This window comes from Novosphingobium sp. ZN18A2, from assembly GCF_036784765.1.
In the GTDB taxonomy this organism is placed as follows: domain Bacteria; phylum Pseudomonadota; class Alphaproteobacteria; order Sphingomonadales; family Sphingomonadaceae; genus Novosphingobium.
Genome location: NZ_CP136651.1, coordinates 340,696 through 365,184, shown reverse-complemented (window position 1 = coordinate 365,184; position 24,489 = coordinate 340,696). Strand labels below are relative to the sequence as shown.

Genomic DNA, 24,489 nt, shown 5'->3' with positions numbered 1-24,489 from the left:
TCATGCCTTTAGCACGATCTTGCCGATGTGGCCGCCCTGCTCCATCCGTTCGTGCGCCTGCGCCGCGTCCGCCAGCGCGAATGTGCGATCCATCACCGGCCGCAGCTTGCCGTCTTCCACCAGTGGCCAGACCGTTTCGTGGATTTCCTGCGCAAGCAGCGCCTTGAATTCGTCCGACCGCGCACGCAGTGTCGATCCGGTCAGCGTAAGGCGGCGCAGCATGACTTGCACGAGGCTGATTTCGGCCTTGGGGCCACCCTGCACCGCGATGGTCACGTGGCGGCCGTCTTCGGCAAGACAGTTCATGTTGCGCGGAACATAGTCGCCGCCCACCATGTCGAGCACAAGGTTTACCCCCTTGCCGCCGGTGATCCGCGCAACCTCTTCCACGAAGTCCTGCGCCTTGTAGTCGATGGCGTGGGCGGCGCCGATCTCCAGCGCCTTCGCAACCTTGTCCGCCCCGCCGCAGGTTACGATCACGGTCACGCCGAACAGCTTGCCCAGCAGGATCGCCATGGACCCGATTCCGCTGGTGCCGCCATGCACCAGGATCGTTTCGCCTTCGCGTACATAGCCGCGCTGGAACACGTTGTGCCACACCGTGAACAGCGTTTCGGGCATCGCCGCCGCCGCGTCCAGCGGAAGACTGCCGGGTACCGGCAGACAATGCGCGGCCTTGGCAAGGCAATATTCGGCATAGCCGCCGCCCGTTACCAGCGCGCATACCTTCTGGCCGGGGAGCAGGTTCGTCACCCCGTCGCCCAGCGCCACGACCTGCCCCGAAATCTCCAGCCCCGGAATTGGCGAAGCACCCGGCGGCGGCGGATACATCCCGCGCCGTTGCGCCACATCCGGGCGGTTGACGCCCGCGAAGGCGACTTTCACCAGCACTTCGCCCGCGCCCGGCCGGGGAACCGGCGCGCGCGCCGGCTGCAAGGCTTCGGGACCGCCGGGCTGATCGATGCCAACAACGGTCATTTCATCGGGAAGTGTGGTCATCTGTCCGTCCCTGTTTTCCGCCCCCGCTGTGCCCTGAAGGACACACCGGCGACGCCCTAGCCATCAGGCCGGTTGACAGCAAGGCTCTCTCGCTCAAGATTGTGCGTTGCAATGGACGACGACGATCGCCCCCGCACACGCTCCGATGCCGCCCACCTTCTGGCGGGCGAACCGCTCGACACGTATTCGCAGGACGAGCTGGGCGACCGTATCGACCTTCTGGAAACAGAGATCGCACGCATTAACGCGCATCGCGACAAGGCCGCCGCGCACCGCGTGGCCGCGGAAGCCTTGTTCCGAACGCCGCCTCCCGGCGGAAACGCCTGATGACGATCGCCGCCCTTCACGCGAAGCCGCGGCGTTCCCATATACGCTTTACGACGCTGTATCCGTTAACCCCCTTCGTGCCCGCACCCGCGGCGCGTTCATCCTCCGTAAGCCACTTTCGTGGCAATCTACGGGCCTGGAGGAGCCCAATGGCACCAGCCGGAAAGACCTAAGATGCCCAGTTTTGCCCAGAGTCTCGAGAAAACGCTGCACGCCGCGCTCGCCAACGCGTCGGAACGCAGCCACGAATACGCGACGCTCGAGCACCTTCTCCTCGCGCTGATCGAAGATCCCGACGCCGCGCAGGTGATGACGGCATGCGGCGTGGACCTGGGCGACCTGGGCGACGTGGTGCGCCAGTATCTCGACCAGGAATACCAGTCGCTGAAAACGCCGGAAAAGGCCGATCCGCAGCCCACCGCGGGCTTCCAGCGGGTAATCCAGCGCGCGATCCTTCACGTGCAATCGTCGGGCAAGGACACGGTTACCGGCGCGAACGTGCTGGTCGCGCTGTTTTCCGAACGCGACAGCTATGCCGTCTATTTCCTCCAGCAGCAGGACATGAGCCGCCTGGATGCCGTCAGCTATATCAGCCACGGCATCGGCAAGGGCGGTCGGCAGCTTGAAAACCGCAACCCCAAGGGAAGCGAGGAAGCGCCGCCGCAGCAGGAAGAAAAGGCCGATGCCAAGGCGGGCAAGAAGGATTCCGCGCTTGACCAGTTCTGCGTGAACCTCAACGAAAAGGCGCTTTCGGGCAAGGTGGACCCGCTGATCGGGCGCGGCCCGGAAGTGGACCGCACGATCCAGATTCTGTGCCGCCGTTCCAAGAACAACCCGCTCTATGTGGGCGATCCCGGCGTGGGCAAGACCGCCATCGCCGAAGGGCTGGCGCGCAAGATCGTGGAAGGCGACGTGCCCGACGTGCTTTCCGAAGCGGTGATCTATTCGCTCGACATGGGCGCGCTGCTGGCGGGCACCCGCTATCGCGGCGATTTCGAGGAACGGCTGAAACAGGTCGTGTCGGAACTTGAAAAGATGCCGCACGCGATCCTGTTCATCGACGAAATTCACACCGTGATCGGCGCCGGCGCCACCAGCGGCGGCGCGATGGATGCGTCCAACCTGCTGAAGCCCGCGCTTTCCAGCGGCGCGATCCGTTGCATCGGTTCGACCACCTACAAGGAGTTCCGCAACCACTTCGAAAAGGACCGCGCGCTGCTGCGCCGGTTCCAGAAGATCGACGTGAACGAACCTTCGGTGGAAGATACCATCAAGATCCTGAAGGGCCTGCGGTCCGCGTTCGAGGAACACCACAAGGTCCGCTACACACCAGACGCGATCAAGACCGCGGTCGAACTGTCGAGCCGTTACATCAACGATCGCAAGCTGCCCGACAAGGCAATCGACGTGATCGACGAGGTCGGCGCGATGCAGATGTTACTGCCGCCCAGCCGCCGCAAGAAGACGATCACCGCGCGCGAGATCGAAAAGGTCATCGCAACGATGGCGCGCATCCCGCCCAAGTCGGTTTCGAGCGACGACAAGAAGGTGCTGGAACACCTGGGCCGCGACCTGAAGCACGTCGTTTTCGGGCAGGATAAGGCCATCGAAGTGCTGTCCACCGCGATGAAGCTGTCGCGCGCCGGACTGCGCGATCCGGACAAGCCGATCGGTTCGTTCCTGTTTTCCGGCCCCACCGGCGTCGGCAAGACCGAAGTCAGCCGCCAGCTTGCCAGCATCATGGGCATTCCGCTGGTGCGCTTCGACATGTCCGAATACATGGAGCGCCATTCGGTCAGCCGCCTGATCGGCGCGCCTCCGGGCTATGTCGGGTTCGACCAGGGCGGTCTGCTGACCGACGCGATCGACCAGCAGCCCCATTGCGTGTTGCTTCTGGACGAGATCGAGAAAGCGCATCCCGATCTGTTCAACATCCTGCTGCAAGTGATGGACAACGGCCGGTTGACCGATCACCACGGCAAGACCGTGGATTTCCGCAACGTGGTGCTGGTGATGACCACCAACGCGGGCGCGTCCGACATGGCGAAGCAGGGCATCGGCTTTGGCGACGTGTCAAAGGCCGACGCGGGCGACGAAGCGGTGAAGCGGATGTTCAGCCCCGAATTCCGCAACCGTCTGGATGCGATCGTGCCCTTCGCCTATCTCGGCAACGAGGTGGTCAGCCGCGTGGTGGACAAGTTCATCCTCCAGCTGGAACTGCAGCTGGCGGAACAGAACGTTCACATCCAGTTCGACAGCGACGCCAGGAACTGGCTGGGCAAACGCGGTTACGACCGGCTCTATGGCGCGCGGCCGATGGCCCGCCTGATCCAGGAGAAGGTCAAGCAACCCCTGGCCGAAGAACTGCTGTTCGGCAAGCTGGCGAATGGCGGCGAGGTGCACGTCAGCGTGAAGGACGGCGATGCCACCGATGGCGCGCTTTCGTTCGAGCTGACCCCGGCTCCGCCCAAGATCGTCGGCAAGAAAAAGCCTGCCGCGAAGAAGAAGGCCGCACCGAAGAAGCAGCGACCGGCCAGCCCCGCGCCGGAAGCAAGCGCCGACGACGCGGATTGACGCTGGCAAGCACAGATAAAGCAACCCGCCGGACCAAGTGGTTCGGCGGGTTTTCTTTTAATTACAGATACTTACTTGGATTTTGCCGGCTTGCTGCCGGTTGAGGCGGTCGCGCCAGGAACGGCTTCGTTCAAAGCATTGTCGGACGGCGTGGACGGCTGGTGCGCGGCATCCCATTCCTGTCTGTCGATGGAACCGTCCTGATTGGTGTCCATCTTGTCGAACTGGGCGTTGGCGTTGGCCATCCATTCGCCCAGCGTTAGCTTTCCGTCACCGTCGCTATCGGCCTGCTGGATCAGCTTTTCCGAAGACAGCGCCGCATCGCCGATACCCAGCGCGGTGCGGGCCGCGTCCATTTCCTGCACGGTGACGGTGCCGTTCTGGTCCGCGTCCATCATCTGGAAGATGCTTTGCGCGGCCTTGGCGTATTCGGCCTGGCTGATCGCGCCATCGTGGTTGGCGTCCTTGCCTTCGAAGCTGGTCAGCGGCTTGGCCGCTTCCGGGTCGGACGTGATCGCGGGCAGCGGTGTTGCCACGATGGGCGCCGCGGCCGACGTATCGGTATCGTCAGGCCCGGTTTCCTTGTCGCTGCACCCCGAAAGCACCGCAACAGCGCCAGCGATCAACAGTCCATAGCGGCCGATCCGGATCGCCTTGCGCATATCTCTCCTCATGGGTGCGGGGTTCGGCGCGCACCCTAGCGCCTTTCGGCGGCGGCGCAACGGCTTTGCGCGCAGTTTGCAACTGCATTTCCTGCAATTCATGCAACTGTCAGCCCCGCCGTGGCGCGGACAGAGGGCGATGGCCAGCACCTTTGCGCGGATGCGACAAGAACCCGCATGAAAACAATGCGATTTGATGCCGATCAAGGCAGGTTGCACATTCGCGCCCTAACCGCGAAAATCGTAGTCCTGCGTCCACTGGAGCAAATCCTTGCCAACCACCACCGATCGCCAGCGCGACACGCTGGCCAACAATACCGTTCCCGCCACACCGTTCGAACGCATCGGCGGGCACGATGCCCTGCGCAAAATCACGGACCGGTTCTATGACCTGATGGAGAGCGAACCCGAGTATGCGGACCTGCGGGCGATCCATTCCGAAGACCTGACGCATATGCGCGATGCGCTTGCATCGTTCCTGGCTGGCTGGTCGGGCGGCCCGCGCGACTGGTTCGATGCCAATCCGGGCAAGTGCATGATGAGCCTGCACGCCCCGTTCGCGATCAGCCGCAACCTGGCCGCGCAGTGGGCAACCTGCATGCAGCGCGCTATCCGGGAAACGGAAACGCCCGATACCCAGATTGCCGACTCGATGAGCGACGTGCTGTTTCGCATGGCGATGGGCATGGGGCGCGACCCCGACAATTCCTGAAGCAGCGAAAGTACAGTCCGCGCCAGAAATTCCTTGCGGATCGGACCGACTACCCATTAGCGGGCGTTCATGAAGCCCAAATTGCTGACCACGCTGGAGGACTACAGCCTTCCCCAGCTGCGCGCCGATGTTCTGGCGGGCGTGACCGTTGCGATGGTCGCCATTCCGCTCAGCATTGCCATTGCCATCGCGTCGGGCGCGAATCCGGCCAATGGGCTGATTACCGCGATCATCGGCGGGTTCTTCATTTCGCTTCTCGGCGGCAGCCGCGTCCAGATCGGCGGGCCGACCGGCGCGTTCATCGTCGTGGTCTATGGCGTGGTCGCGCAGCACGGATACGACGGGCTGGTTCTGGCAACACTGATGGCGGGCGCGATCCTTATCGTGGGCGGGCTGCTGCGCGCCGGAAGCCTGATCGCCTATGTGCCCGAACCCGTGGTCAACGGCTTCACCATCGGCATTGCCATCATCATCGGATCGAGCCAACTGAAAGACTTCCTGGGGCTGGACGTTGCCAAGCTGCCCGCCGACTTCGGGCCGAAGATGGCCGCGTTGTGGGCCGCGCGCGGGACGATCGACTGGCAGACAGCCGGCGCCGGAGCGGGCGCACTGGCGCTGATCATCGTATTGCGCCGCCTGTTTCCGCGCCTTCCGGGAATGATCGTGGCGGTGGCTGTCGTCTCCGCAGCGGTCTTCGCGCTGCACCTGCCGGTCGACACGATCGCATCGCGTTATGGCGAATTGCCGCGCGGGTTGCCGATGCCTTCGGTGCCGAAAATCACGCTCGCCCGCATTGACGACCTGCTCCCGTCAGCCTTCGTCATCGCGTTCCTTGCAGCAATAGAATCGCTGCTGTCCGCGATGGTTGCCGACAGGCTGATAGAGGGCAAGCACCGTTCCAACGCGGAAGTGCTGGCGCAAGGCTGGGCCAACATGGCCTCCGCGCTGTTCGGCGGCATGCCCGCGACCGGCGCCATCGCGCGCACCGCCACCAATGTGCGCGCGGGCGGACGCACACCGGTTGCCGGCCTTGCCCATGCGGTGACGATCCTGCTGGTGATGATCGTGGCCGCCCCGCTGGCCGGATACATGGCGATGCCCGCGCTCGCGGCGGTGCTGATGATGGTATCGTGGAACATGAGCGAGCCGCACAAGTGGCGCGAATACATGCGCGCGCCGATTACGGACCGCCTTCTGCTGGTGCTGACGCTGGTGCTGACCGTCGCGGTCGACCTGACCACGGCGATCGGGGTGGGCGTTGCGCTGGGGCTGGCCCTGCGGCTTCGCGCCAGCCGGACCGGGCCGGAACACTGGTCGGACCACGAACGGAACGGTTAAAGCGCCTTTCCGCTCCGGGATCAGCCCCGATCCGGAATCCGGAACTGCTTTTCACGCGAAGTTGCGCCGCGCAACAATTCGATCCGGCTTGGCGCTTCGCCAAGCGCCGCGGCGAGAAGGCGGATCACCGCCGCATTGGCCTTGCCGTCTTCCGGCTTGGCCCGCACCTTGACAGCAAGGCGCCCGCTGTCGAGCGCGACGCTTTCCACTTTCGCGCCCGGCGTCACGCGAACCGATAGCCGCCCCTCGCCATCGACAAGCGCGCGAACCGCCGCCGCGTCTGGCAGGTCAGGCTTCGGCTTTGCCAAAGGCCTGTTCCAGCGCGTGGGCGTGCGCCTTGCCGTTGTGGACATAATGGGTGACGCCCAGTTGCATCCCTTCGATGGCCTTGTCGTCCAGTTCGCGCATGAAGGCCGCGGGACGGCCGCCCCAAAGCTGACGCGATTCAACGCGCTTGCCCGGTGTCAGCATGGCGCCGGCCGCCAGCATCGCATCGCTTTCGATCGCCGCCCCGTTCATCACCACCGCGCCCAGGCCGACGAAAGCGCGGTCTTCCAGCGTGCAGCCGTGGACCATCGCCATGTGCCCGATCAGCACCGATTCACCGATGATCGTGGGAAACCCGTCGGGTGCACCCGGCTGCGGGCCGTCGCAATGGATCACCGTGCCGTCCTGCACGTTGCTGCGCGCGCCGATCACGATGCGGCTTACATCGGCGCGCAACACGCAGTTGTACCAGATGGATACGTCCGGCCCGATCTCCACGTCGCCGATGATCCGGCACCCCGGCGCGATAAAGGCGCTTTCGTGGATGCGCGGGTGCTTGCCGTGGATCGGCATGATGGTGACATCGGGACGGTTCATGGCTCTCTCCATTCCTCGCGGCCAAGGCGATAGGTCACGTGCGGGTAAAGCGGATCGGCGGGATCGATGCGCGGGTGGCCGAAATCGAGGTCCGGCCTGTAACGCATCCCCAGCCGTTCCATCACCGCCCGGCTGCGCGTGTTGTTGACGTTGGTGATCGCGAAGATCGCATCGTCCGGCAAGTGCGCGAAAGCCCAGCGAACACTCGCACGCGCGGCTTCGCCGGCATAGCCCTTGCCCCAGCAGTCCGAAGCGAGCCGCCAGCCGATCTCCGCCTTGCCGTCAACCGGACCGGCATTGCCGCGGATCGCCCCGCACCAGCCGATCAGCCGCGCGTCTTCCAGCCGCTCCATCGCCCAGAAGGTATGGCCGTGTTCGGCCTCCATCGCTTGCACCCGCCCGATCAGCGCTTCGGTTTCGGCACGGCTCATCACCGGGCCAAGCGTTGCCATGACCTTGGGGTCCGCGCAGATGCCGTGAAACGCCGTCACGTCATCCCCGCGCCACGAGCGCAGCGCAAGGCGGTCCGTCTCGAGACGGAATTCAGCCATTCAGCAGGCGTGCGGCGTGGGCGGCATGATACGTCAGCACACCGGAACACCCGGCACGGCGGAAGGCGAGCAGCGTTTCAAGCACCAGCGCATCGCGGTCCCCAGCCCCCGCGGCGGCGGCGGCCTCTATCATCGCGTATTCGCCGCTCACCTGATAGGCGAAAACGGGAACCTCAAACCGTTCCTTCACGCGGCGCACGATGTCGAGATAGGGCAGGCCCGGCTTCACCATCACGCTGTCCGCGCCTTCGGACAGGTCCATCGCCACTTCGCGCAGCGCCTCCTCGGTATTGGCCGGGTCCATCTGGTAGGTTTTCTTGTCGCCCTTCAGCAGCCCGCGCGATCCTACCGCGTCGCGGAACGGGCCATAGAATGCGGACGCATACTTGGCGGCATAGCTCATGATCTGGACGTTGTGGTGCCCTTCGGCTTCCAGCGCCTGGCGGATCAGGCCGATGCGCCCATCCATCATGTCCGACGGCGCAATGACGTCGGCCCCGGCGTTCGCCTGGTTCAGGCTCTGCCCGATCAGCACTTCCACCGTGTCGTCGTTCAGCACATAGCCGCCGCCGTCGATCAACCCGTCCTGCCCGTGGCTGGTATAGGGGTCGAGCGCAACGTCGGTCAGCACGCCGATATCCTCGCCGCAGGCATCCTTGATGGCGCGCGTGGCGCGGCACATCAGGTTGTCCGGGTTCATCGCTTCCAGCCCGTTGTCGCTGCGCAAGTCGCGCGGGGTGTTGGGAAACAGCGCAAGGCACGGGATGCCAAGCGAAACCGCTTCCTTCGCGCGCTTCACGATGAGGTCCACCGACCAGCGCGAAACGCCGGGAAGCGAACCGACAGGCTCTTCCACGCCGGCGCCTTCGGTAACGAAAAGCGGCCAGATCAGGTTGGCGGGGGCCAGCACCGTTTCGCGGTGCATGGTGCGGCTCCACGCGCTGGCGCGGGTGCGGCGCAGGCGGGTGTGGGGATAGGCGGCGGTCATGATGGCCGCGTTCTTAAGCGGTTCGGCCCGTCCGGGCAATTGCGCGCTTTGACCGGGATGTAATTGACGGAGATGTAATTGGCGGGAGCGGGCCGCCGGTTGGCGTCAGTTGACCGCGGTCAGCGCCGCGCCGGGCTGGACAGCCAGAAGCTCTTTCAGGCGCGAACGGATCTCGGGCAGTTTGGCATCGGGCACCGCCGGTTGACTTACCACGAAATTCACCGATGCCGGGTCGATCGGGCGGCCGTTTCGGCGCACCTCGAAGTGGAGGTGCGGGCCGGTGGAAAGCCCGGTGGAACCGACATAGCCGATCACCTGACCGCGCCGCACGGGCTGGCCGCCGGACACGGCGATGCGGCTCATGTGGCCATACCCGGTGGCGATCCCGCCGCCGTTGTCCAGCTTCACGAAATTGCCATAACCGCCGCGCCGCCCGGCAAAGGACACCACGCCATCGGCCACCGCATAGATCGGCGATCCCATCGGCGCGCCATAGTCAATGCCGTCATGCATTCGCACATAGCCCAGGATCGGGTGCCGCCGCATCCCGAAGGGAGAGGTTTCGTGCCCGTTGGCCACCGGCATACCCAGCGAATAGCTTTGCGCCGTGCCCGCACCGTTACCGTCGTCCAGCGCGTCGTAGAAATTGCCCGCCGCGCCAAAGCGAACCAGTTCGGTGCGCGGCTTTCCGTCACGCTCCAGCCCGGCATAGAGCAGGTCGCCCACCTGCACCGCGCCGCCCGCCGCGCGCTTGTAGCCGATCACCATGTCGAATTCGTCGGACGGGGCCATCTCGTCCAGCTGGCCGTGCTGGTCCAGCGTTTGCAGGTATTCCTGCACCGCGCTGGCGGGCGCACCGGCGGCGCGGGCCGAACGGAACAGGCTTGATCCCACGATGCCGCGAATGCGCAGCGGCGTGGCATCGACGGGGATGGTCTTGCGCGCCAGCGCGAAGCCCTCGCCCTGCCGCGTCAACGACAGGTCGAGATCGAAGCGCGCGCGGAATGAAAGCGCCTCAAGCGGGCGCGGCGTCGCCGGATCGGCGCGGCTGCCAAGCGTGATGGAAAAGCGCGTACCGGGGCGCAGCGACGATACTGGCACCGTCTTTTCGACAAGCGCGGAAATGCGCCCCGCATCGAACCCGCCAACGCCCGCGCGCTGCAGCATCTTGTCGAAACTGTCGCCAGCGCCAAGCGTCGCGACAAGGTTCACGCTGGGCCGTTCGGGCGCGCTGGCCAGCGGGACGGCCATCGCGTTGGCATCCCAGTGGCGGCCGCTCAACCCGCCGAGCGCAAGCGGCTGCACACCGACAGAGCGCATTTCACGGCTTGCAGGAAGGTCCATGCGCACCATCGGAGCGGCCTCTACCGGGGAGAAATCGGGCCACATCGCCAGCGCGACCATCGTCAGCCCGGCAAAGGTTGCCAGCCCGCGAAACCAGCGCGCACTGCCGATATTTTCCGCAAGATCGGGCGCCCAGTCGAATTCGCCCGACCGTGACCGTGCGGCATCGAAACCGGGGATTCGCGCGGCAATACGATCGAACCAGGCCGGACGCGGGTTCGATTCGGGCTCTGCCGGGTCTTCCGGTGCGGCGGAGGGCATCGCCTTGATGCGCTGCCGGAACGTGAGGCCGGAATCCTGCACGGCAAAAGGCCCGTCGTCGACGGGAAAGCCTGCAAGTTGTTCGCGCGGTGTGAACACGCCCCTCGTTTCCGTCCCTTCCGGCACGCCCGCCGCGTGACTGCATGACGGGCGGGCACCATGCTGGTGTGCGCCCCTGCCCTGCACCGGTAAGGTTAATTCCGGGTGAAAACCAGCCCCGCAATCGCCGCGCGCGCGGTGGAAATGCGATGGCGCGTCCTTGCGAAGGCGCGGGCGGAGTGCCACATTTCCCTCATGGCCATGCTCTCGCCCGCGCGGGTTCCAGCAAAGGGCCGCGACAGCGCGGTCAAGGCGGTGCTTGGCCCGACCAACACCGGCAAGACGCACCTGGCGATAGAACGGATGATCGCCCATTCGTCCGGCGCCATCGGATTTCCGCTGCGCCTGCTGGCACGCGAGGTTTACGACCGGGTCTGCGCGATCAAGGGCGAACACCAGGTTGCGCTGATCACCGGCGAGGAACGGATTGAGCCACCCGGCGCGCGCTGGATGCTCTGCACGGCGGAGGCCATGCCGCGCAATCCCGACCTCGCCTTCATCGCGCTGGACGAAGCTCAGCTTTCCGCCGACCCCGAACGCGGGCACATTTTCACGGATCGCCTGCTGCACACGCGCGGCCGCGAAGAGACGATGCTGCTGGGGTCATCGGTGATAGAACCGGTGGTCAAGGCGCTGGTGCCCGGCGTTGAGGTGATAAGCCGCCCGCGCTTTTCAACGCTAAGCCACGTCGAACCCAAAAAGCTCAGCCGCGTGCCGCCGCGCAGCGCGATCGTCGCCTTCTCGGCCGAGCAGGTCTATGCGATCGCGGAAATGCTGCGGCGCTTTCGCGGCGGTTCCGCGGTGGTGATGGGCGCGCTCAGCCCCGAAACGCGCAACAAGCAGGTCGCGATGTACCAGGCGGGCGAGGTCGATTACCTTGTCGCCACCGATGCCATCGGCATGGGGCTGAACCTCGATATCGGCCACGTTGCCTTTGCCGGTCTTTCCAAGTTCGACGGAAAGCGCCAGCGGCGGCTGACCGTTACCGAAATGGCCCAGATCGCCGGACGCGCCGGGCGGCACCAGCGCGACGGCACCTTTTCTACGCTTGCCGGAATGGGTGGCCGCACCGCGGAATTCGCGCCCGAAGAGGTCTTCGCGATCGAGGAGCATCGCTTTCCGCCGCTGACCAAGCTGTTCTGGCGCGAATCCGATCTCGACTTCACGAGCATCGACACGCTTCTTTCGGGGCTTGAAAGCCCGCCGCCGGAACCGGAACTCGCCCCCGCGCCCGAAGCGATAGACCTGGCCGTGCTGCGCCGCCTTTCCGAAGACCCGGCCATTGCCGGAACGGTGCGGGGGGAGCGGCTGGTCGAACGCTTCTGGGCCGTCTGTTCGCTGCCCGATTTCCGCCAGCACGGGGCCGAAACCCATTCACGCTTCGTCGCGCGGCTGTGGCAGGACTTGCGCGGCGGATACCTGGGGGCAGACTATGTCGCCCAGGCGATCGCCCAGCTGGACAACCCTTCGGGCGATATAGACACGCTGCAGGGTCGCATCTCCGCGATCCGCAGCTGGGCCTATATCGCGCAGCGGCCCGACTGGGTGCTGGCGAAGGAAGAGATGGCGGCGCGCGCCCGCGCGGTGGAAGCGCGGCTTTCCGACGCGCTCCACGCGCGGCTGACCGAACGGTTCGTGAACCGGCGCACCGCACTGCTGATGAAGAAGCTCGGCCCCGATGCCGGGCTGCTGCCGGTTTCGCTGTCCGACACGAACGACGTCATGGTGGATGACGAGACCATCGGCCGGCTGGAAGGCTTCCGCTTCGTGGTCGATCCGCGCGCACGGCACGGCGATCACAAGCTGTTGCTGGCAGCGGCGGAAAAGCACCTGTCGGGCCTGCTGGCAAAGCGCGCGGGCGCGCTGGTTGCCGCGGCAAACGGCGACGAAGCGGAAATCGAACTGGAAGCCGGCGAAATCCGCTGGAACGGCGCGCCGGTGGCAAGGCTGGAAGCCGGGCGCGACCTGCTCGACCCGCGCCTGCGGCTCGATCCGTCGCTCGACCGGCTGGACGGCGCCAGCGTCGATCATGTGACCATGGCGCTGGAAAGCTGGCTGGCGCGTCGTTTTGCGCGCCCGCTGCACGCCCTGCGCAAACTGGACGCCGCCAGCCGCGACGCCGATGCCGGGCCGGAGATTCGTGCGCTCCTGCTGCACCTTGTCGAACGCGGCGGCGTGCTGGCGCGCGCGGATTCGGGGATCGAACGGCTCGACAAGCGCCAGCGCCACCTTTTGCGCCGGCTTGGCGTCACGGTGGGGGCGCTCGATATCTTTGCTCCGGCAACGCTGAAGCCTGCGGCAATCGCGGCATGGCATACGCTGGCGACCATTGGCGGCGCGCGCATCCCGCATCCGTCGTCAGCGATGCCTGCCGTGCTGCCCGCCGCCAATGCAGGGCCAGGCTATCGCCGCTGCGGCAAGCAGGCGATCCGCGTCGACCTGGCCGAACGCCTGCTGCGCGAAGCGCACGATGCGCGTGCGGGCAATGACGGCAGCGGGGACGGCAGCGGGGCGCGGCGTTTCAGGCTGAAACCCGCGCTCGCCCGGTCGATGGGCCTTGCCGGGGCAAGCCATGCTGCGCTTCTGCGCGACGCCGGTTTCCGGGTGATCATGCCGCGCCGCCTTGACGATAGCGAGCACGGCGCCCCCGCCCCGCCCCTGTGGCACTGGCGGCCCGCGCGTCCGCGCCGCCCGGCCCGTTCGCACCATCCCAGGGCGCGCGGTACGGTTTCACCGGGCAACCCCTTCGCCGAACTACTGGAGCTGGTGCGCTGATGGCCCCTGCGATGCGGATCGATAAATTGCTCTATTTTCTCCGCTTCGCGAAAAGCCGCAGTATCGCCCGGAAATGGGCGGAAGCCGGACACATGCGCGTCAACGGCCGCCGGATAGAGCGGTGTTCGCAGGGCGTTCACGAAGGTGACGTGCTGACCATGCCGCTGGGGGAAAGCATCGCGATCGTGCGCGTTCTTGCGCTTCCGGGGCGGCGCGGACCGTCGCTTGAAGCGCGCAGTTGCTACGAACGGCTCGACGAGACGCTTGACGCGTCGCCCGCTTCGCCTCTAGCTGCCCTTCGATTCGAGTAATTCCTGAGGGATTGATTTCGCCATGACCTATGTTGTCACCGACGCCTGTATCCTGTGCAAGTACACGGACTGCGTCGAGGTTTGCCCCGTCGATTGCTTTTACGAGGGTGAGAACATGCTGGTTATCAATCCCAGCGAATGCATCGATTGTGGCGTGTGCGAACCCGAATGTCCGGCGGAAGCCATCCTGCCCGATACCGAAAGCGGGCTGGAACAGTGGCTTGAGCTGAACACCAAGTATTCGGCGGAATGGCCCAACATCACCGCAAAGCACGATGCGCCATCCGACGCGGATGAACACAAGGGCGAGGAAGGCAAGTTCGAGAAGTACTTTTCGGCAGAGCCCGGCGAAGGCGACTGAGCCCGCAGGGAAGCGGTCCGTTCCGGTATCGATCCGGCCGGTCTAGCCCTGCACCTGCCTCGCCAATTTAAGATTCGGCCTTGTTCCCCGATGCGCGGTTTTCCGCGCGTCGCGGTGGTCTTTTGATTCTAGGGACTGGCAATTTTGTTACAGAACTGCTATATGGGGACTCAAGCGCTGGTCGTTTGGGTCGTCCGGCGTGTTTCAGCACGAGAAGGCAGATTGGCGGCAAACTGATCGAAGGGCTTTCGTAGACCGTAAAGCACGGTTGTTTGCCGGATCACGAATCGGGGTTTGCGCTCCGGACGTCGCCTTTCCGCCCGTATCGAAAGGACAACATATGGCAACCAAGGCACTGGCCTTCGATGTTGGGGATTACGTCGTCTACCCGAAGCACGGCGTCGGCCGGGTGGTCGAACTTCAGGATGAAGAAATCGCGGGTATGAAGCTGCAGCTCTATGTTCTGCGCTTCGAAAAGGAACGGATGACGCTTCGCGTACCCGTGAACAAGGTTGAATCGATTGGCATGCGCAAGCTGTCGTCGGACAAGACGCTCAAGGAAGCGCTCGACACGTTGACGCAAAAGCCGAAGGTGAAGCGCACCATGTGGTCGCGCCGTGCCCAGGAATACGAAGCCAAGATCAATTCGGGCGACCTTGTGTCGATCGCCGAAGTGACGCGCGACCTGTTCCGTGCCGACGACCAGCCCGAACAGTCCTATTCCGAACGCCAGATCTTCGAGGCGGCGTCTTCGCGCCTCGCCCGCGAACTGGCCGCGATGGAAAAGACCGACGAGCCGACCGCGCTGCAGAAGATCCTCGCGATCCTCAACGAACACGCACCGAAGTATTACGAAGCCACCGCCTGATCCGGGCCTGGAAGGTTTCGTAACGCCAGAGGGGCCGCCGGGAGACCGGCGGCCCCTTTCGTTTTTCCCTCACCCCTTCCTGCCATCGACCTTGCCGCATCGACGAACGACATGGCACCGTCTTGCCGGGCACGTATTGCCGTATTACATCGGCAACACACAAACGGCAGGAGTTTCAGGCCATGCTGAAGGATATCGCCCGCGCCCTCGCCGGTGTTGCGGCCCTTGGAATCGCCGCCTCGCTTGGCGGCTGCGACGATGCGAACGTGCAATTCGACATGGACGGCGGGGTTCCGCTTTCGCAGCTTGACCTTTCGGGCAAGGCACCCGGTGAAGTGGCATTGCTCGGCCCCGATGCCGTAAACATCACCGAAGGCAAGAAGCTGGCGATAGACGTCACCGGCGATGATGACGCGAAGAACAGGCTGCGCTTCAAGATCGACGACGGAACGCTGTCTATCGCGCGCGAAAAGGGCTTTTTCTCGAACAGCGAAGGCGTTGCCACGATCAACCTGACGATGCCCGCCCCGCGCAAGCTGGTGATGGCCGGATCAGGCAAGGTGACGGCCGCCGCGATGAAGGGTGAAAAGGCGAGCATCGTGATCGCCGGATCGGGCAAGGTCTCCGTCGCGAAGATCAAGGCCGACAGGCTGAAGGTTGACGTTGCTGGATCGGGCAGCGTCAACGGATCGGGCAACGTCAAGACGCTGAAGATGACGATTGCGGGAAGCGGAGACGCCGACCTTTCCGGCCTTAGCGCCGAATCGGCGGACGTGAACATCGCCGGATCGGGCGATGCACGCTTCGCGTCCGATGGCGATGTCAGCGCCAAGATCATGGGTTCGGGCGAAGTGCGCGTGGCCGGACGTGCCACCTGCACGGTCAAGTCCATGGGCTCCGGAAAGCTGGTCTGCGAGAATGGCGCCGTAAAGGATAGCGGAGACTGAGGCACGCCCTGCCGCAGGTTCATTGCACGGCAATCCCCCGGCTGGCACGCTTGGACGACGAAATCCTGGCCCGCGCAAGGTCCGGGGCTAAAGTCGGGGGTTTGCCGTGCCGTCCATCCGTTCGCTGATATTGCCGCTCACGCTGCCAATGCTGGGCGGCTGCGTGGCCAAGACGGCGCTGGACGTTGCCACCGCCCCCGTCCGCGCCGCCTCAACCGCCGTCAACACCACCGGCGACGCCTATGACCGGGTGACGGTCAGCGATTCGGAACGCGACCAGCGGCGCGGACGCGAAGTCCGGCAGCGCGAGGAACGTCTGGGCAAGATGGAGCGGAACTACCGCAAGGCCCAGCGCAAATGCCTGCGCGGCAACAACCAGGCTTGCGAGGAAGCGGGGCGCCTGCACAACCAGATGGTTGGCCTGATGCCTTCGGTTCCCTACGAACCCGGCAAGTGATCGGCGCGAAAAGCCGCAATCATGCTGCCGCGCGGCGCAATCGGTCGTTGATGGCGACGCCAATCCCCTCTTCCGGAACGGGCGCAATGGCAATGCGGAGCTGGGCTGCGTCCGCGGCGGCGTGCAGGCAGGCATAGAGCCGTGCCGCCGCTTCGGCGAGATCGGCCGACGGCGACAGCGAAATATCGCCAGCAATCGGCCCGAAGCCGATCATGAACTCCCCCTCCACGGCCTCTTTCGCATTCAGCCTTACGGGTTTTCCCGGCGCATAGTGGCTTGTCATCTGGCCCGGCGCCTCGATTCGGGCCGCTGGCGCCGTGGCGTCACTCGCCGGGCCAAGGATTTCGGCAACCTGCGCCTCTGTAACGGGACCGGGCCGCAAGACCTGCCAGCCGCCGCCATCGCGCAGCGCGACTATGGTGGATTCTATGCCGCGCTCCGTCTCGCCTCCGTCGAGGATCAGGTCCACCCGCGATCCAAGCGAAGCGGCAACGTGCGCCGCGCTCGTCGGGCTTACGCCGCCGCTGCGGTTGGCGCTTGGCGCTGCGAGCGGCAGCCCGCATTCGCGCAACAGCGCCTGCATCACCGGGTGCGAGGGGCAGCGCAGCGCAACGGTGGGCAACCCCGCGCTGACCGCCGCCGCAAGCGCGGCGTCGTCGCGGCGGGGCAGGACCATTGTCAGCGCGCCGGGCCAGAACGCCGCAGCCAGCCTGCGTGCGCGGTCGTCGAACACGGCAAGCCGTTCTGCCGCGGCGATGCCGGGCACGTGGACGATCAGCGGGTTGAAATCGGGTCGCCCCTTCGCGCGATAGATTGCCGCAACCGCCGCATCGTCGTCGGCGCGCGCGGCCAGGCCATAAACCGTTTCGGTCGGTACCGCGACGGTGCCCCCTTCCGCGATCACGCGCGCGGCGCGTGCGAGGCCGTCGGCATCGGGGTGATATAGATTTGCGGGCTTTGTCGCGGGCATTTCTTGCCGCTATAGCCGCGGCGACCGAGGGACAAGGAAAAGACGCAAATGGACTTTACCGCTCCAACCGCCGACCAGGTGCTCGCCATGCGCGTTTGCGCCGGAATCGAAGACCTGGCGCAAAGCGAACGCTTCGCCGAAGCGAGCATGGACATGGTCGAAGCCATCGCGGAAGGAATCGGCGCGCTGGCCGCGGGCGAATTCGCGCCGCTCAACCGCATTGGCGACCTTGAAGGCGCAACGCTGGACGATGGCGTCGTCACCCTGCCCGATGGCTATGCGCAGGCCTATCGCCACTTCGTGGAACAAGGCTGGGGCGCGGTGGCCGGGCCGGTCGATTTCGGCGGTCAGGGCCTGCCTTTCACGCTGGCGACGTGCGTTATCGAAACGCTGGGCGCGGCCAACATGGCCTTCACCCTGTTGCCGATGCTGACCGTGGGCGCGATCGAATCGCTGCACCATCACGGCAGCGAAGCGCAAAAGGCGCTTTATCTTGCAAAGCTGGTAAGCGGCGAATGGTCTGGCACGATGAACCTGACCGAACCGCAGGCCGGCAGCGACGTGGGCGCGCTGCGCACCACCGCGACGCCGATCGAGGATGGAGAGCACGCGGGCAAGTTCCGCATCAAGGGCACGAAGATCTTCATCACCTTCGGCGAACACCAACTGGCGGAAAACATCGTCCACCTGGTTCTGGCGCGCACCCCCGGCGCGCCCGCCGGATCGCGCGGCATATCGCTGTTCGTCGTCCCCAAGTACCACGTCAATGCGGACGGCAGCCTTGGCGCGCGCAATGACGTGATGTGCGTTTCCATCGAACACAAGCTGGGCATCAACGCATCGCCCACTTGCGTGATGAGCTATGGCGACAACGATGAATGCATCGGCGAGATGGTGGGGCACGAAAACGGCGGCTTGCGCGCGATGTTCACGATGATGAACTCTGCGCGCATCAACGTGGGCAGCCAGGGCGTGCAGATTGCCGAGCGCGCGTGGCAGCAGGCACGCACCTATGCGCGCGAGCGTATCCAGTCCGCGCGGGCGGGATCGGCCGACAAGGCTCCCGTGGCCATCGTCGAGCACCCTGACGTGCGCCGCATGCTGCTGCGCATGCGTGCGCTTACCGAAGGTGCGCGCGGCCTGCTTTATTACACCACCGGACAGGTCGATCGCGGCACGCTGGGCGACGAAGCCGCGCAGCAACGCGCCGAAGTGCTGGTGCCGATGATAAAGGCCTGGGGCACCGACGTGGGCTGCGAAGTCGCTTCGCTGGGTGTGCAGATCCACGGCGGCATGGGCTTCGTGGAAGAAACCGGCGCAGCGCAGCACTATCGCGATGCGCGCATCGCGCCCATCTATGAAGGCACCAACGGCATCCAGGCGGCCGACCTCGTTACCCGCAAGCTGGGTTTCGGAAACGGCGCGGTTGTGCAGGCGCTGCTTGCTGACGTGATTGCCGCCGCAACCGAGGTGCCGGGCCTGCGCCAGCTGGCGCAGGACGCAGCCGCCGTCGCGCGCTGGATGGTGGAGGACGCTTCGGTGGCAGACCGGCTGGCGGGCAGCGTGCCGTTCACCACGATGTGCGCCGTCGCGGTAGCCGGGTGGCAGTTGCTGCGGCAGGCCGAAGCAGGCGGCGATGCGGCCAAGCAGGTCGTCGCGCGATATTTCAACGAGCACGTTGCCCCCGAAGCGCGCGGCCTTGCCAATGCGGCGATGAGCGGCGCCAGCCTGTTCTACGATCTCGATTCGGACGTGCTGGCCGGATGAACGACAACCTCCTGTCGCGCATCGCCGACGCGCTCGACCGGCTCGCCCCGCCGCCGCCGCAGAACGCAGACTGGCACGACCATCCCGCCTATGTGTGGGATGGCCATTCCGCGCGGGGCGTCGACGTGCTGGAAGCGCCGCCGCTTGACCTGATGCGCGGCATCGACCGTCAGAAGACGACCGTTGTCGAGAATGTTTCGCGGCTGGCACACGGCGCGGACGCGCACGACATGCTGCTGTGGGGATCGCGCGGCATGGGCAAGTCCGCGCTGCTTCGCGCCGCGACGCTTGCCGCACAGGGCGAGACGAGCGGCAGGATCGCGCTTGTGCAGGCAAGCCCCGACGCCGGGCTTTCCGCACTGTTCGCGAAGTTGCGCGGCGTTGACCGGCGCTTCCTTGTGTTCCTTGACGACCTGGGCTTCGACGACGGGGACGAGGGCGCGGCGCGCCGGTTGCGATCGTGGCTGGAAGGCGGCGTGGAGGCACGTCCCGCGAATGTCCGCCTTGCCGTCACCAGCAACCGCCGCGCCATAGTTGAGCGCCATTCAAGCGAGCAGGACGATCCTATCAACCCGCGCGACGCGGTGGACGACCGGTTGGCCCTTGCCGACCGCTTCGGCCTGTCCATCGGCTTTCACAACTGTTCGCAGGAAGATTATCTGGCGATCGTGGCCGGATATGCGGCGCACTATGGCCTGTCTTTCGACGAGGCCGACGCGCTGGAATGGGCCAAACGCCGTGGCCAGCGTTCAGGCCGGGTCGCGCGGCATTACATCACGGAACTGGCCGGACGGAGCGGGAAGGCGCTCTAGGGTCAGGAAGAGCCGGGATCGCCTTAGCGTCCCGGCTGCATCAGTTTCGACTGGTAGTCGGGCGTGGCGATCGACCCGTTCAGCTTCGGCTCCTTTGGAACAAGGTCGGACTTGATCGGCGCAATCGGTTTGGCCGGGGCTGCACCGGGCGCGGTTACGCGCCAGATTACGCCGCCCACATCGTCGCTGACCAACAGCGCACCGTCCTTTGCCCATTCAACCCACACCGGCCGGCCGTGCGTCTTGTCGCCGTCCTTGTCGGCCAGGAAACCCGTCAGGATCGGCTTGGGCTGGCCGGGCAGCACATTGCCGTGATCGTCGAAGGCCACGAAAACCACGTCGTATCCCGCCAGCGGCTTGCGGTTCCACGATCCGTGGCGCGCGATCACCGCGCCATCGGCATAGTTCGGCCCCAGCAGCGTGCCTCCCTTCACGAAGGCCAGACCCAGCGGCGCGGTATGCGCGCCCAGCGAATATTCCGGCTTGCGGACATAGCCCGTCAGGTAATCGGGCGGCGGCGCCTTCACGCGGCCGTCGTAATGGTCTTTCCAATAGACCCACGGCCACCCGTACTGGACGCCGATCGGAACATTGCTGAGATAGTCGGGCGGGCCGTCCGATCCCAGCATGTCGCGTTCGTTCACGACGGTCCACAACTCGCCCGTCGCGGGTTCGAATGCCATGCCGTTGGGATTGCGCATCCCGCCGCCGAATTCGCGCATCTTGCCCGTGGCAAAATTGTATTCGTCTATCACCGCGCGGCCCTTTTCGGCGGCGATGCCGTTATCCGCGATGTTGGTGGAGGAGCCGACCGAGATATAGAGCTTCGACCCATCGGGGCTGAGCACAAGGTTGCGCACCCAGTGTTCGCCGCCCGCCGGCAGGTCCACCAGCTTTTCCGGCTTGCCCTGCAGCTGCGTGTCGCCCGGCTGGAACGGCCACGATACGACCGCGTCGTTGTTCGCCACGTAAAGCCGCCCGTCGCGCAGGACCATGCCGAACGGAGAGTTCAATGCCGGGTTGGCCATGACGAATCGCTTGTCCGCCTTGCCGTCGCCAGTGGTGTCGCGCAGCACCACGATCTTGTTCGGCGAAGGTTCGCCCGCGCCCGCCTTGTTCATCAGCCAGCGCTCCACCATCCCCGTCAGCCCGCCACCGTTGCGCGGGGGACTGTTGGTTTCGGCCACCAGCACGTCGCCGTTTGGCAGCGTATAGACCGAGCGCGGGTGATCGAGCCCGTCCGCAAAGCGCGTGACTTCAAGCCCCTCGGCCGCCACCGGGCGCTCGCCCGATTTCCAGCCGACGGGCTTCGCGATGCCGACCGTCGGGATCGTCTGGCCGTCAGCTTCGGCAATCGTGGGCTTTCCGCCGCTGACTTGTGCTTCGGACAGATCCGCCGTGTCTCCACGCGTCAGAAACCAGAGCAGTGCCCCGGCTACGACGACAAGAACCACCAGGGCGACGAGGAATTTGCGCAAGGTCGACATGGCCCGAATCTACGGTCCGACGCGTTGAACGGCAATGGGTTACGGATTGCCAATCGTTAATTTGGCCATGCACCCACGCCGCCAGGGATTCGGGCAACGTCGACACAAGTTGCGCGGCGCGACTTTTGCGTAACCCGCGAACCGTCTATGCGCCTCGACCATGTACGATTTCAAACCCGCCGAAGACGCGCCAAAGGCCGAAACCTATCGCGAACTTGCCGCCAGCGCCCGCGCGCTGGTGGAAGGAGAGGCCGACCCGGTTGCCAACATGGCCAACATCGCCGCGCTGATCTGGCAATTCGTGCCCCGGCTGAACTGGGCCGGTTTCTATCGCACCGCGCCGGGCGAGCTTGTGCTTGGCCCGTTCATCGGCAAGCCCGCCTGCATCCGCATCCCGCTGGGTCAGGGCGTATGTGGCACGGCGGCCCAAAGCGGGCAGACCCAGCTGGTGGAGGATGTCCACGCCTTTCCCGGCCATATTGCCTGCGACGCCGAAAGCGCATCCGAACTGGTTGTGCCCGTGCGCCATGACGGCATGGTTGTTGCCGTGATCGATCTGGACAGTCCGGAGACGAACCGCTTCGATGCCGAAGACGCGGCCGGGATCGAAGCTTTGGCCCGGGCCGTGGCGGCGCATATCGCGGGCGGCTGACGGGATCTGCTCCAAAACGGACCGGGCCTGCTCCGAAACGGGACAGCGTGCGCAGGGCGTTTGGTTTGCCGCGCATCACGATGGTAACCTGTCAGTTAACCAGCCTGCCTTGCGTGCCCTGTTCGTGCCAGGGTGCGGCGGCCCGACGGACAGGGAACCGACCATGAACCGCACCCGTTTCTCGATCCTTGCGGCAGCCGCCGCGTTTTGCACCGTCTCCGCACCGGCGCTTGCGCAAGAACCGGCCCCCCCGCCGCCAGCCCCCCTTCCGGCGCCCCCTCTTCCGGCCGGCGCAATTCCTCCGGCACCGATGCCCGGCCCCTATCAGGGCCAGTGGCAGGGTGAGTGGACGGGCAAGGACGGCAAGACCTTTCAGGGGCAATGGACCGGCACCTATGCGCCCGGCCCGGGCGGCGGCGCGTGGGCTTCGCCACAGGGCATGAACCCGCAGGCGTGGCGCGACTGGCAGGCCCAGGCAGAGCGGTGCCGCGACTATCGCCCGTCCAGCGGCGTAACGGGCGCGGTTGTCGGCGGTGTTGCAGGCGGCGTGATCGGAAACCGTGTCGCTGATGGTGACCGCACGCTCGGCACCGTCGCGGGCGCAGCCGCCGGTGCGGTGGCGGGCGCCGCGATCGACAAGGCGATAGACAGCGGGAAGCGGCAGGAATGCGAAGCGTTCTGGGCGCAGTCCGGCCCGGTCATGTATGGCTATCCGGGAATGGCCTATGCAGGCGGCTCACCCGTGCCCGGCGGCTATTCCGGCTATGGCTATGCGCCCTATGGCTACGTCTGGGTTCCGGTGATGATTGCGGGCAGGCAGAAGCCCTGCACCGAAACGGTAACGACAACCACCGAATATGTGCCTGTCGCCACGCGCTCTCGCTCCATCCCCCGCCGCGCGGCTCCTCGCCCCAAACGGGTGAAGGAAAAGCGGATCAAGGAAAAACGGGTCTATACCGGCAGCTGATCCCCCAGCGCCGGAAATGGAAAGGGCCGCCCCCGACGATGCGGGAGCGGCCCTTTTTGCTTGTCCGGAAGAACGTCCCCGAAAGGCGGTGGGGTCAGAGCTTGCGGCCAATCAACTCCTTCATGATCTCGTTCGTGCCGCCGAAAATCCGCGTCACGCGCGCACCGCGCCAGGCGCGGGCAATGGCATACTCGTTCATGTAACCGGCCCCGCCGTGGAGCTGCAGGCACTTGTCCATCACTTCCCACTGCAGATCGGTATGCCACAGCTTGGCCGCCGCGCCCTCTTCAGGGGTCAGTTCCTTGCGCATGTGCCGCGCCAGTGCCCAGTCGAGGTGCGCCCAGCCGACCTGCAGCTTGGTCTTGAGGTCGGCCAGCGTGAAGCGCGTGTTCTGGAAATCGAGGATGGGCTTGCCGAACGCCTTGCGCTCACGCGTGAACTCGACCGTGTCGTCGAACGCGCGCTGCGCCGCGGCCTGCGCCGATACCGCGATGGAAAGGCGTTCCTGCGGCAGTTCGCTCATCAGGTAGATGAAGCCCTTGCCCTCTTCACCCAGGCAATTGGTGATCGGCACACGCACGTCCTCGAAGAACAGCTCAGAGGTGTCCGCCTCGTCCTGCCCGATCTTGTCCAGGTTGCGCCCGCGCTTGAAGCCTTCGCGATCGGCTTCGACCAGCACGATGGAAACGCCCTTCCACTTCGGCTCTATCTCTGTGTCGGTCTTGCAGCAGACCAGGATAAGGTCGGCATTCTGGCCGTTGGTGATATAGGTCTTCGACCCGTTGATGACGTAATGGTTGCCGTCCTTCTTCGCGGTCGTGCGCATCCCCTGAAGGTCGGACCCGGTTCCCGGCTCTGTCATCGCGATGGCGGTAACGATCTCTCCCGAGACCATCTTGGGCAGCCACTTTTTCTTCTGCTCTTCCGAGCCGTGCGAAATTATATAGTTCGCCACGATATCGGACTGGAGCGAAAACCCCGTCGACGCGCGGCCATTATAGGCGCTTTCCTCGTCAACGATGGCGTTATAACCGAAATCGAGCCCCAGACCGCCGTATTCCTCTGGCACGGTGGGGCAAAGCAGGCCAAGTTCGCCGGCCTTGGGCCAGATGGACTTGGGCACGATCTTGTCGTCAGCCCACTCCGCCTGGTGCGGGGCGATTTCTTCCTGCATGAAACGGCGCACCGTCTGGCGGAACGCTTCGTGGTCTTCATTGTATGCGGTTCGGGCGAGCGCATCGAGCGACATGGCATGACTCTCCGGCAATTGTTGCGTTGATCATGCGATAGGCAAGGCCGGGGAAGCCGGTCAAACGATTTTTAATCGGGCGATTAAAAAGCCTTGCTAAAAATCAGGCACATTTGCGCTGCCCCATGACGTCAAAGCGCCGCGTGA

General features: G+C 65.2%; 24 protein-coding genes. 14 read left to right on the top strand and 10 right to left on the bottom strand.

From position 1 onward, the window contains the following. Positions 1-999 (bottom strand): NAD(P)H-quinone oxidoreductase, encoded by a 999-nt coding sequence (locus RXV95_RS01865; protein WP_338467328.1) that lies wholly within the window; start codon positions 997-999, stop codon positions 1-3. Positions 1,000-1,110: 111 nt separating this feature from the next. Here RXV95_RS01865 and RXV95_RS01860 point away from each other — a divergent pair, with 111 nt between their 5' ends. Beyond that, complete coding sequence (locus RXV95_RS01860) at positions 1,111-1,326, top strand: DUF1192 domain-containing protein (RefSeq protein WP_338467327.1); 216 nt, start codon at positions 1,111-1,113, stop codon at positions 1,324-1,326. A gap of 174 nt (positions 1,327-1,500) precedes the next feature. After that, positions 1,501-3,900 carry an ATP-dependent Clp protease ATP-binding subunit ClpA gene (gene clpA, locus RXV95_RS01855; protein WP_338467326.1) on the top strand — a complete coding sequence of 800 codons (2,400 nt, stop codon included), beginning with the start codon at positions 1,501-1,503 and terminating at the stop codon, positions 3,898-3,900. Between the two features lie 71 nt (positions 3,901-3,971). Here clpA and RXV95_RS01850 read toward each other — a convergent pair whose 3' ends face one another. Then, complete coding sequence (locus RXV95_RS01850; protein ID WP_338467325.1) at positions 3,972-4,562, bottom strand: EF-hand domain-containing protein; 591 nt, start codon at positions 4,560-4,562, stop codon at positions 3,972-3,974. 271 nt (positions 4,563-4,833) lie between these two features. Between RXV95_RS01850 and RXV95_RS01845 the strand changes: the two genes are divergently transcribed. Both RXV95_RS01845 and RXV95_RS01840 read left to right on the top strand, forming a co-directional pair. After that, positions 4,834-5,274, top strand: coding sequence for a group II truncated hemoglobin (locus tag RXV95_RS01845; protein WP_338467324.1), 441 nt, complete (start codon positions 4,834-4,836; stop codon positions 5,272-5,274). Positions 5,275-5,343: 69 nt separating this feature from the next. Next, positions 5,344-6,612, top strand: coding sequence for a SulP family inorganic anion transporter (locus RXV95_RS01840; protein WP_338467323.1), 1,269 nt, complete (start codon positions 5,344-5,346; stop codon positions 6,610-6,612). Positions 6,613-6,632: 20 nt separating this feature from the next. Here RXV95_RS01840 and RXV95_RS01835 read toward each other — a convergent pair whose 3' ends face one another. The 5 genes from RXV95_RS01835 to RXV95_RS01815 form a co-directional block, all read right to left on the bottom strand. Then, complete coding sequence (locus tag RXV95_RS01835; RefSeq protein WP_338467322.1) at positions 6,633-6,920, bottom strand: DUF167 domain-containing protein; 288 nt, start codon at positions 6,918-6,920, stop codon at positions 6,633-6,635. After that, positions 6,901-7,476 carry a gamma carbonic anhydrase family protein gene (locus RXV95_RS01830; protein WP_338467321.1) on the bottom strand — a complete coding sequence of 192 codons (576 nt, stop codon included), beginning with the start codon at positions 7,474-7,476 and terminating at the stop codon, positions 6,901-6,903. The genes RXV95_RS01835 and RXV95_RS01830 overlap by 20 nt, the downstream gene beginning before the upstream one ends. Continuing rightward, the gene (locus RXV95_RS01825; RefSeq protein WP_338467320.1) at positions 7,473-8,027 is read right to left on the bottom strand and encodes a GNAT family N-acetyltransferase; all 555 of its coding nucleotides are present in this window, start codon (positions 8,025-8,027) and stop codon (positions 7,473-7,475) included. Before RXV95_RS01825 ends, RXV95_RS01830 begins: the two co-directional genes overlap by 4 nt. Further along, the gene (gene hemB, locus RXV95_RS01820) at positions 8,020-9,015 is read right to left on the bottom strand and encodes a porphobilinogen synthase (protein WP_338467319.1); all 996 of its coding nucleotides are present in this window, start codon (positions 9,013-9,015) and stop codon (positions 8,020-8,022) included. The genes RXV95_RS01825 and hemB overlap by 8 nt, the downstream gene beginning before the upstream one ends. Positions 9,016-9,120: 105 nt before the next feature. Continuing rightward, positions 9,121-10,719, bottom strand: coding sequence for a M23 family metallopeptidase (locus RXV95_RS01815; protein ID WP_338467318.1), 1,599 nt, complete (start codon positions 10,717-10,719; stop codon positions 9,121-9,123). A gap of 201 nt (positions 10,720-10,920) precedes the next feature. Between RXV95_RS01815 and RXV95_RS01810 the strand changes: the two genes are divergently transcribed. The 6 genes from RXV95_RS01810 (at position 10,921) to RXV95_RS01785 (ending at position 16,438) form a co-directional block, all read left to right on the top strand. Beyond that, on the top strand, positions 10,921-13,494 hold the full coding sequence (locus RXV95_RS01810; RefSeq protein WP_338468612.1) for a helicase-related protein: 2,574 nt from the start codon (positions 10,921-10,923) through the stop codon (positions 13,492-13,494). Between the two features lie 11 nt (positions 13,495-13,505). Continuing rightward, on the top strand, positions 13,506-13,805 hold the full coding sequence (locus RXV95_RS01805; RefSeq protein WP_338467317.1) for a S4 domain-containing protein: 300 nt from the start codon (positions 13,506-13,508) through the stop codon (positions 13,803-13,805). Between the two features lie 22 nt (positions 13,806-13,827). Further along, positions 13,828-14,166, top strand: coding sequence for a ferredoxin FdxA (gene fdxA, locus RXV95_RS01800; protein ID WP_338467316.1), 339 nt, complete (start codon positions 13,828-13,830; stop codon positions 14,164-14,166). 340 nt (positions 14,167-14,506) lie between these two features. Further along, complete coding sequence (locus RXV95_RS01795) at positions 14,507-15,034, top strand: CarD family transcriptional regulator (RefSeq protein ID WP_338467315.1); 528 nt, start codon at positions 14,507-14,509, stop codon at positions 15,032-15,034. Between the two features lie 182 nt (positions 15,035-15,216). After that, entirely contained in the window at positions 15,217-15,981 is a 765-nt protein-coding gene (locus tag RXV95_RS01790) for a head GIN domain-containing protein (RefSeq protein ID WP_338467314.1), read from the top strand. Between the two features lie 106 nt (positions 15,982-16,087). Beyond that, positions 16,088-16,438 (top strand): hypothetical protein, encoded by a 351-nt coding sequence (locus RXV95_RS01785; RefSeq protein WP_338467313.1) that lies wholly within the window; start codon positions 16,088-16,090, stop codon positions 16,436-16,438. Between the two features lie 19 nt (positions 16,439-16,457). On the opposite strand, the gene RXV95_RS01780 is transcribed toward RXV95_RS01785, so the two are convergent. After that, positions 16,458-17,408, bottom strand: a complete 951-nt coding sequence (locus RXV95_RS01780) for an L-threonylcarbamoyladenylate synthase (protein ID WP_338467312.1) — start codon at positions 17,406-17,408, stop codon at positions 16,458-16,460. 48 nt (positions 17,409-17,456) lie between these two features. Between RXV95_RS01780 and RXV95_RS01775 the strand changes: the two genes are divergently transcribed. Together RXV95_RS01775 and RXV95_RS01770 are read left to right on the top strand one after the other, a co-directional pair. Then, positions 17,457-19,175, top strand: coding sequence for an acyl-CoA dehydrogenase (locus RXV95_RS01775; RefSeq protein ID WP_338467311.1), 1,719 nt, complete (start codon positions 17,457-17,459; stop codon positions 19,173-19,175). Continuing rightward, the gene (locus RXV95_RS01770) at positions 19,172-19,987 is read left to right on the top strand and encodes a DUF815 domain-containing protein (protein WP_338467310.1); all 816 of its coding nucleotides are present in this window, start codon (positions 19,172-19,174) and stop codon (positions 19,985-19,987) included. Before RXV95_RS01775 ends, RXV95_RS01770 begins: the two co-directional genes overlap by 4 nt. Before the next feature lie 23 nt (positions 19,988-20,010). Here the strand turns inward: RXV95_RS01770 and RXV95_RS01765 are convergent, their stop codons facing one another. Further along, entirely contained in the window at positions 20,011-21,474 is a 1,464-nt protein-coding gene (locus RXV95_RS01765) for a sorbosone dehydrogenase family protein (RefSeq protein ID WP_338467309.1), read from the bottom strand. 160 nt (positions 21,475-21,634) lie between these two features. On the opposite strand from RXV95_RS01765, the gene RXV95_RS01760 reads away from it, so the two are divergent. Beyond that, positions 21,635-22,126 carry a GAF domain-containing protein gene (locus tag RXV95_RS01760; RefSeq protein ID WP_338467308.1) on the top strand — a complete coding sequence of 164 codons (492 nt, stop codon included), beginning with the start codon at positions 21,635-21,637 and terminating at the stop codon, positions 22,124-22,126. Positions 22,127-22,289: 163 nt separating this feature from the next. Beyond that, entirely contained in the window at positions 22,290-23,093 is an 804-nt protein-coding gene (locus RXV95_RS01755) for a glycine zipper 2TM domain-containing protein (protein ID WP_338467307.1), read from the top strand. Between the two features lie 94 nt (positions 23,094-23,187). Here the strand turns inward: RXV95_RS01755 and RXV95_RS01750 are convergent, their stop codons facing one another. After that, positions 23,188-24,342 (bottom strand): acyl-CoA dehydrogenase family protein, encoded by a 1,155-nt coding sequence (locus RXV95_RS01750; RefSeq protein ID WP_338467306.1) that lies wholly within the window; start codon positions 24,340-24,342, stop codon positions 23,188-23,190. Between the last annotated feature and the right edge of the window lie 147 nt (positions 24,343-24,489).

What these genes read in the sequence shown, in the direction of transcription:
- RXV95_RS01865 (WP_338467328.1), bottom strand. Translation starts at nt 999, where the DNA reads ATGACCACACTTCCCGATGAAATGACCGTTGTTGGCATCGATCAGCCC.
- RXV95_RS01860 (WP_338467327.1), top strand. Translation starts at nt 1,111, where the DNA reads ATGGACGACGACGATCGCCCCCGCACACGCTCCGATGCCGCCCACCTT.
- clpA (WP_338467326.1), top strand. Translation starts at nt 1,501, where the DNA reads ATGCCCAGTTTTGCCCAGAGTCTCGAGAAAACGCTGCACGCCGCGCTC.
- RXV95_RS01850 (WP_338467325.1), bottom strand. Translation starts at nt 4,562, where the DNA reads ATGCGCAAGGCGATCCGGATCGGCCGCTATGGACTGTTGATCGCTGGC.
- RXV95_RS01840 (WP_338467323.1), top strand. Translation starts at nt 5,344, where the DNA reads ATGAAGCCCAAATTGCTGACCACGCTGGAGGACTACAGCCTTCCCCAG.
- RXV95_RS01830 (WP_338467321.1), bottom strand. Translation starts at nt 7,476, where the DNA reads ATGAACCGTCCCGATGTCACCATCATGCCGATCCACGGCAAGCACCCG.
- RXV95_RS01825 (WP_338467320.1), bottom strand. Translation starts at nt 8,027, where the DNA reads ATGGCTGAATTCCGTCTCGAGACGGACCGCCTTGCGCTGCGCTCGTGG.
- hemB (WP_338467319.1), bottom strand. Translation starts at nt 9,015, where the DNA reads ATGACCGCCGCCTATCCCCACACCCGCCTGCGCCGCACCCGCGCCAGC.
- RXV95_RS01810 (WP_338468612.1), top strand. Translation starts at nt 10,921, where the DNA reads ATGCTCTCGCCCGCGCGGGTTCCAGCAAAGGGCCGCGACAGCGCGGTC.
- RXV95_RS01805 (WP_338467317.1), top strand. Translation starts at nt 13,506, where the DNA reads ATGCGGATCGATAAATTGCTCTATTTTCTCCGCTTCGCGAAAAGCCGC.
- fdxA (WP_338467316.1), top strand. Translation starts at nt 13,828, where the DNA reads ATGACCTATGTTGTCACCGACGCCTGTATCCTGTGCAAGTACACGGAC.
- RXV95_RS01795 (WP_338467315.1), top strand. Translation starts at nt 14,507, where the DNA reads ATGGCAACCAAGGCACTGGCCTTCGATGTTGGGGATTACGTCGTCTAC.
- RXV95_RS01790 (WP_338467314.1), top strand. Translation starts at nt 15,217, where the DNA reads ATGCTGAAGGATATCGCCCGCGCCCTCGCCGGTGTTGCGGCCCTTGGA.
- RXV95_RS01780 (WP_338467312.1), bottom strand. Translation starts at nt 17,408, where the DNA reads ATGCCCGCGACAAAGCCCGCAAATCTATATCACCCCGATGCCGACGGC.
- RXV95_RS01775 (WP_338467311.1), top strand. Translation starts at nt 17,457, where the DNA reads ATGGACTTTACCGCTCCAACCGCCGACCAGGTGCTCGCCATGCGCGTT.
- RXV95_RS01770 (WP_338467310.1), top strand. Translation starts at nt 19,172, where the DNA reads ATGAACGACAACCTCCTGTCGCGCATCGCCGACGCGCTCGACCGGCTC.
- RXV95_RS01765 (WP_338467309.1), bottom strand. Translation starts at nt 21,474, where the DNA reads ATGTCGACCTTGCGCAAATTCCTCGTCGCCCTGGTGGTTCTTGTCGTC.
- RXV95_RS01760 (WP_338467308.1), top strand. Translation starts at nt 21,635, where the DNA reads ATGTACGATTTCAAACCCGCCGAAGACGCGCCAAAGGCCGAAACCTAT.
- RXV95_RS01755 (WP_338467307.1), top strand. Translation starts at nt 22,290, where the DNA reads ATGAACCGCACCCGTTTCTCGATCCTTGCGGCAGCCGCCGCGTTTTGC.
- RXV95_RS01750 (WP_338467306.1), bottom strand. Translation starts at nt 24,342, where the DNA reads ATGTCGCTCGATGCGCTCGCCCGAACCGCATACAATGAAGACCACGAA.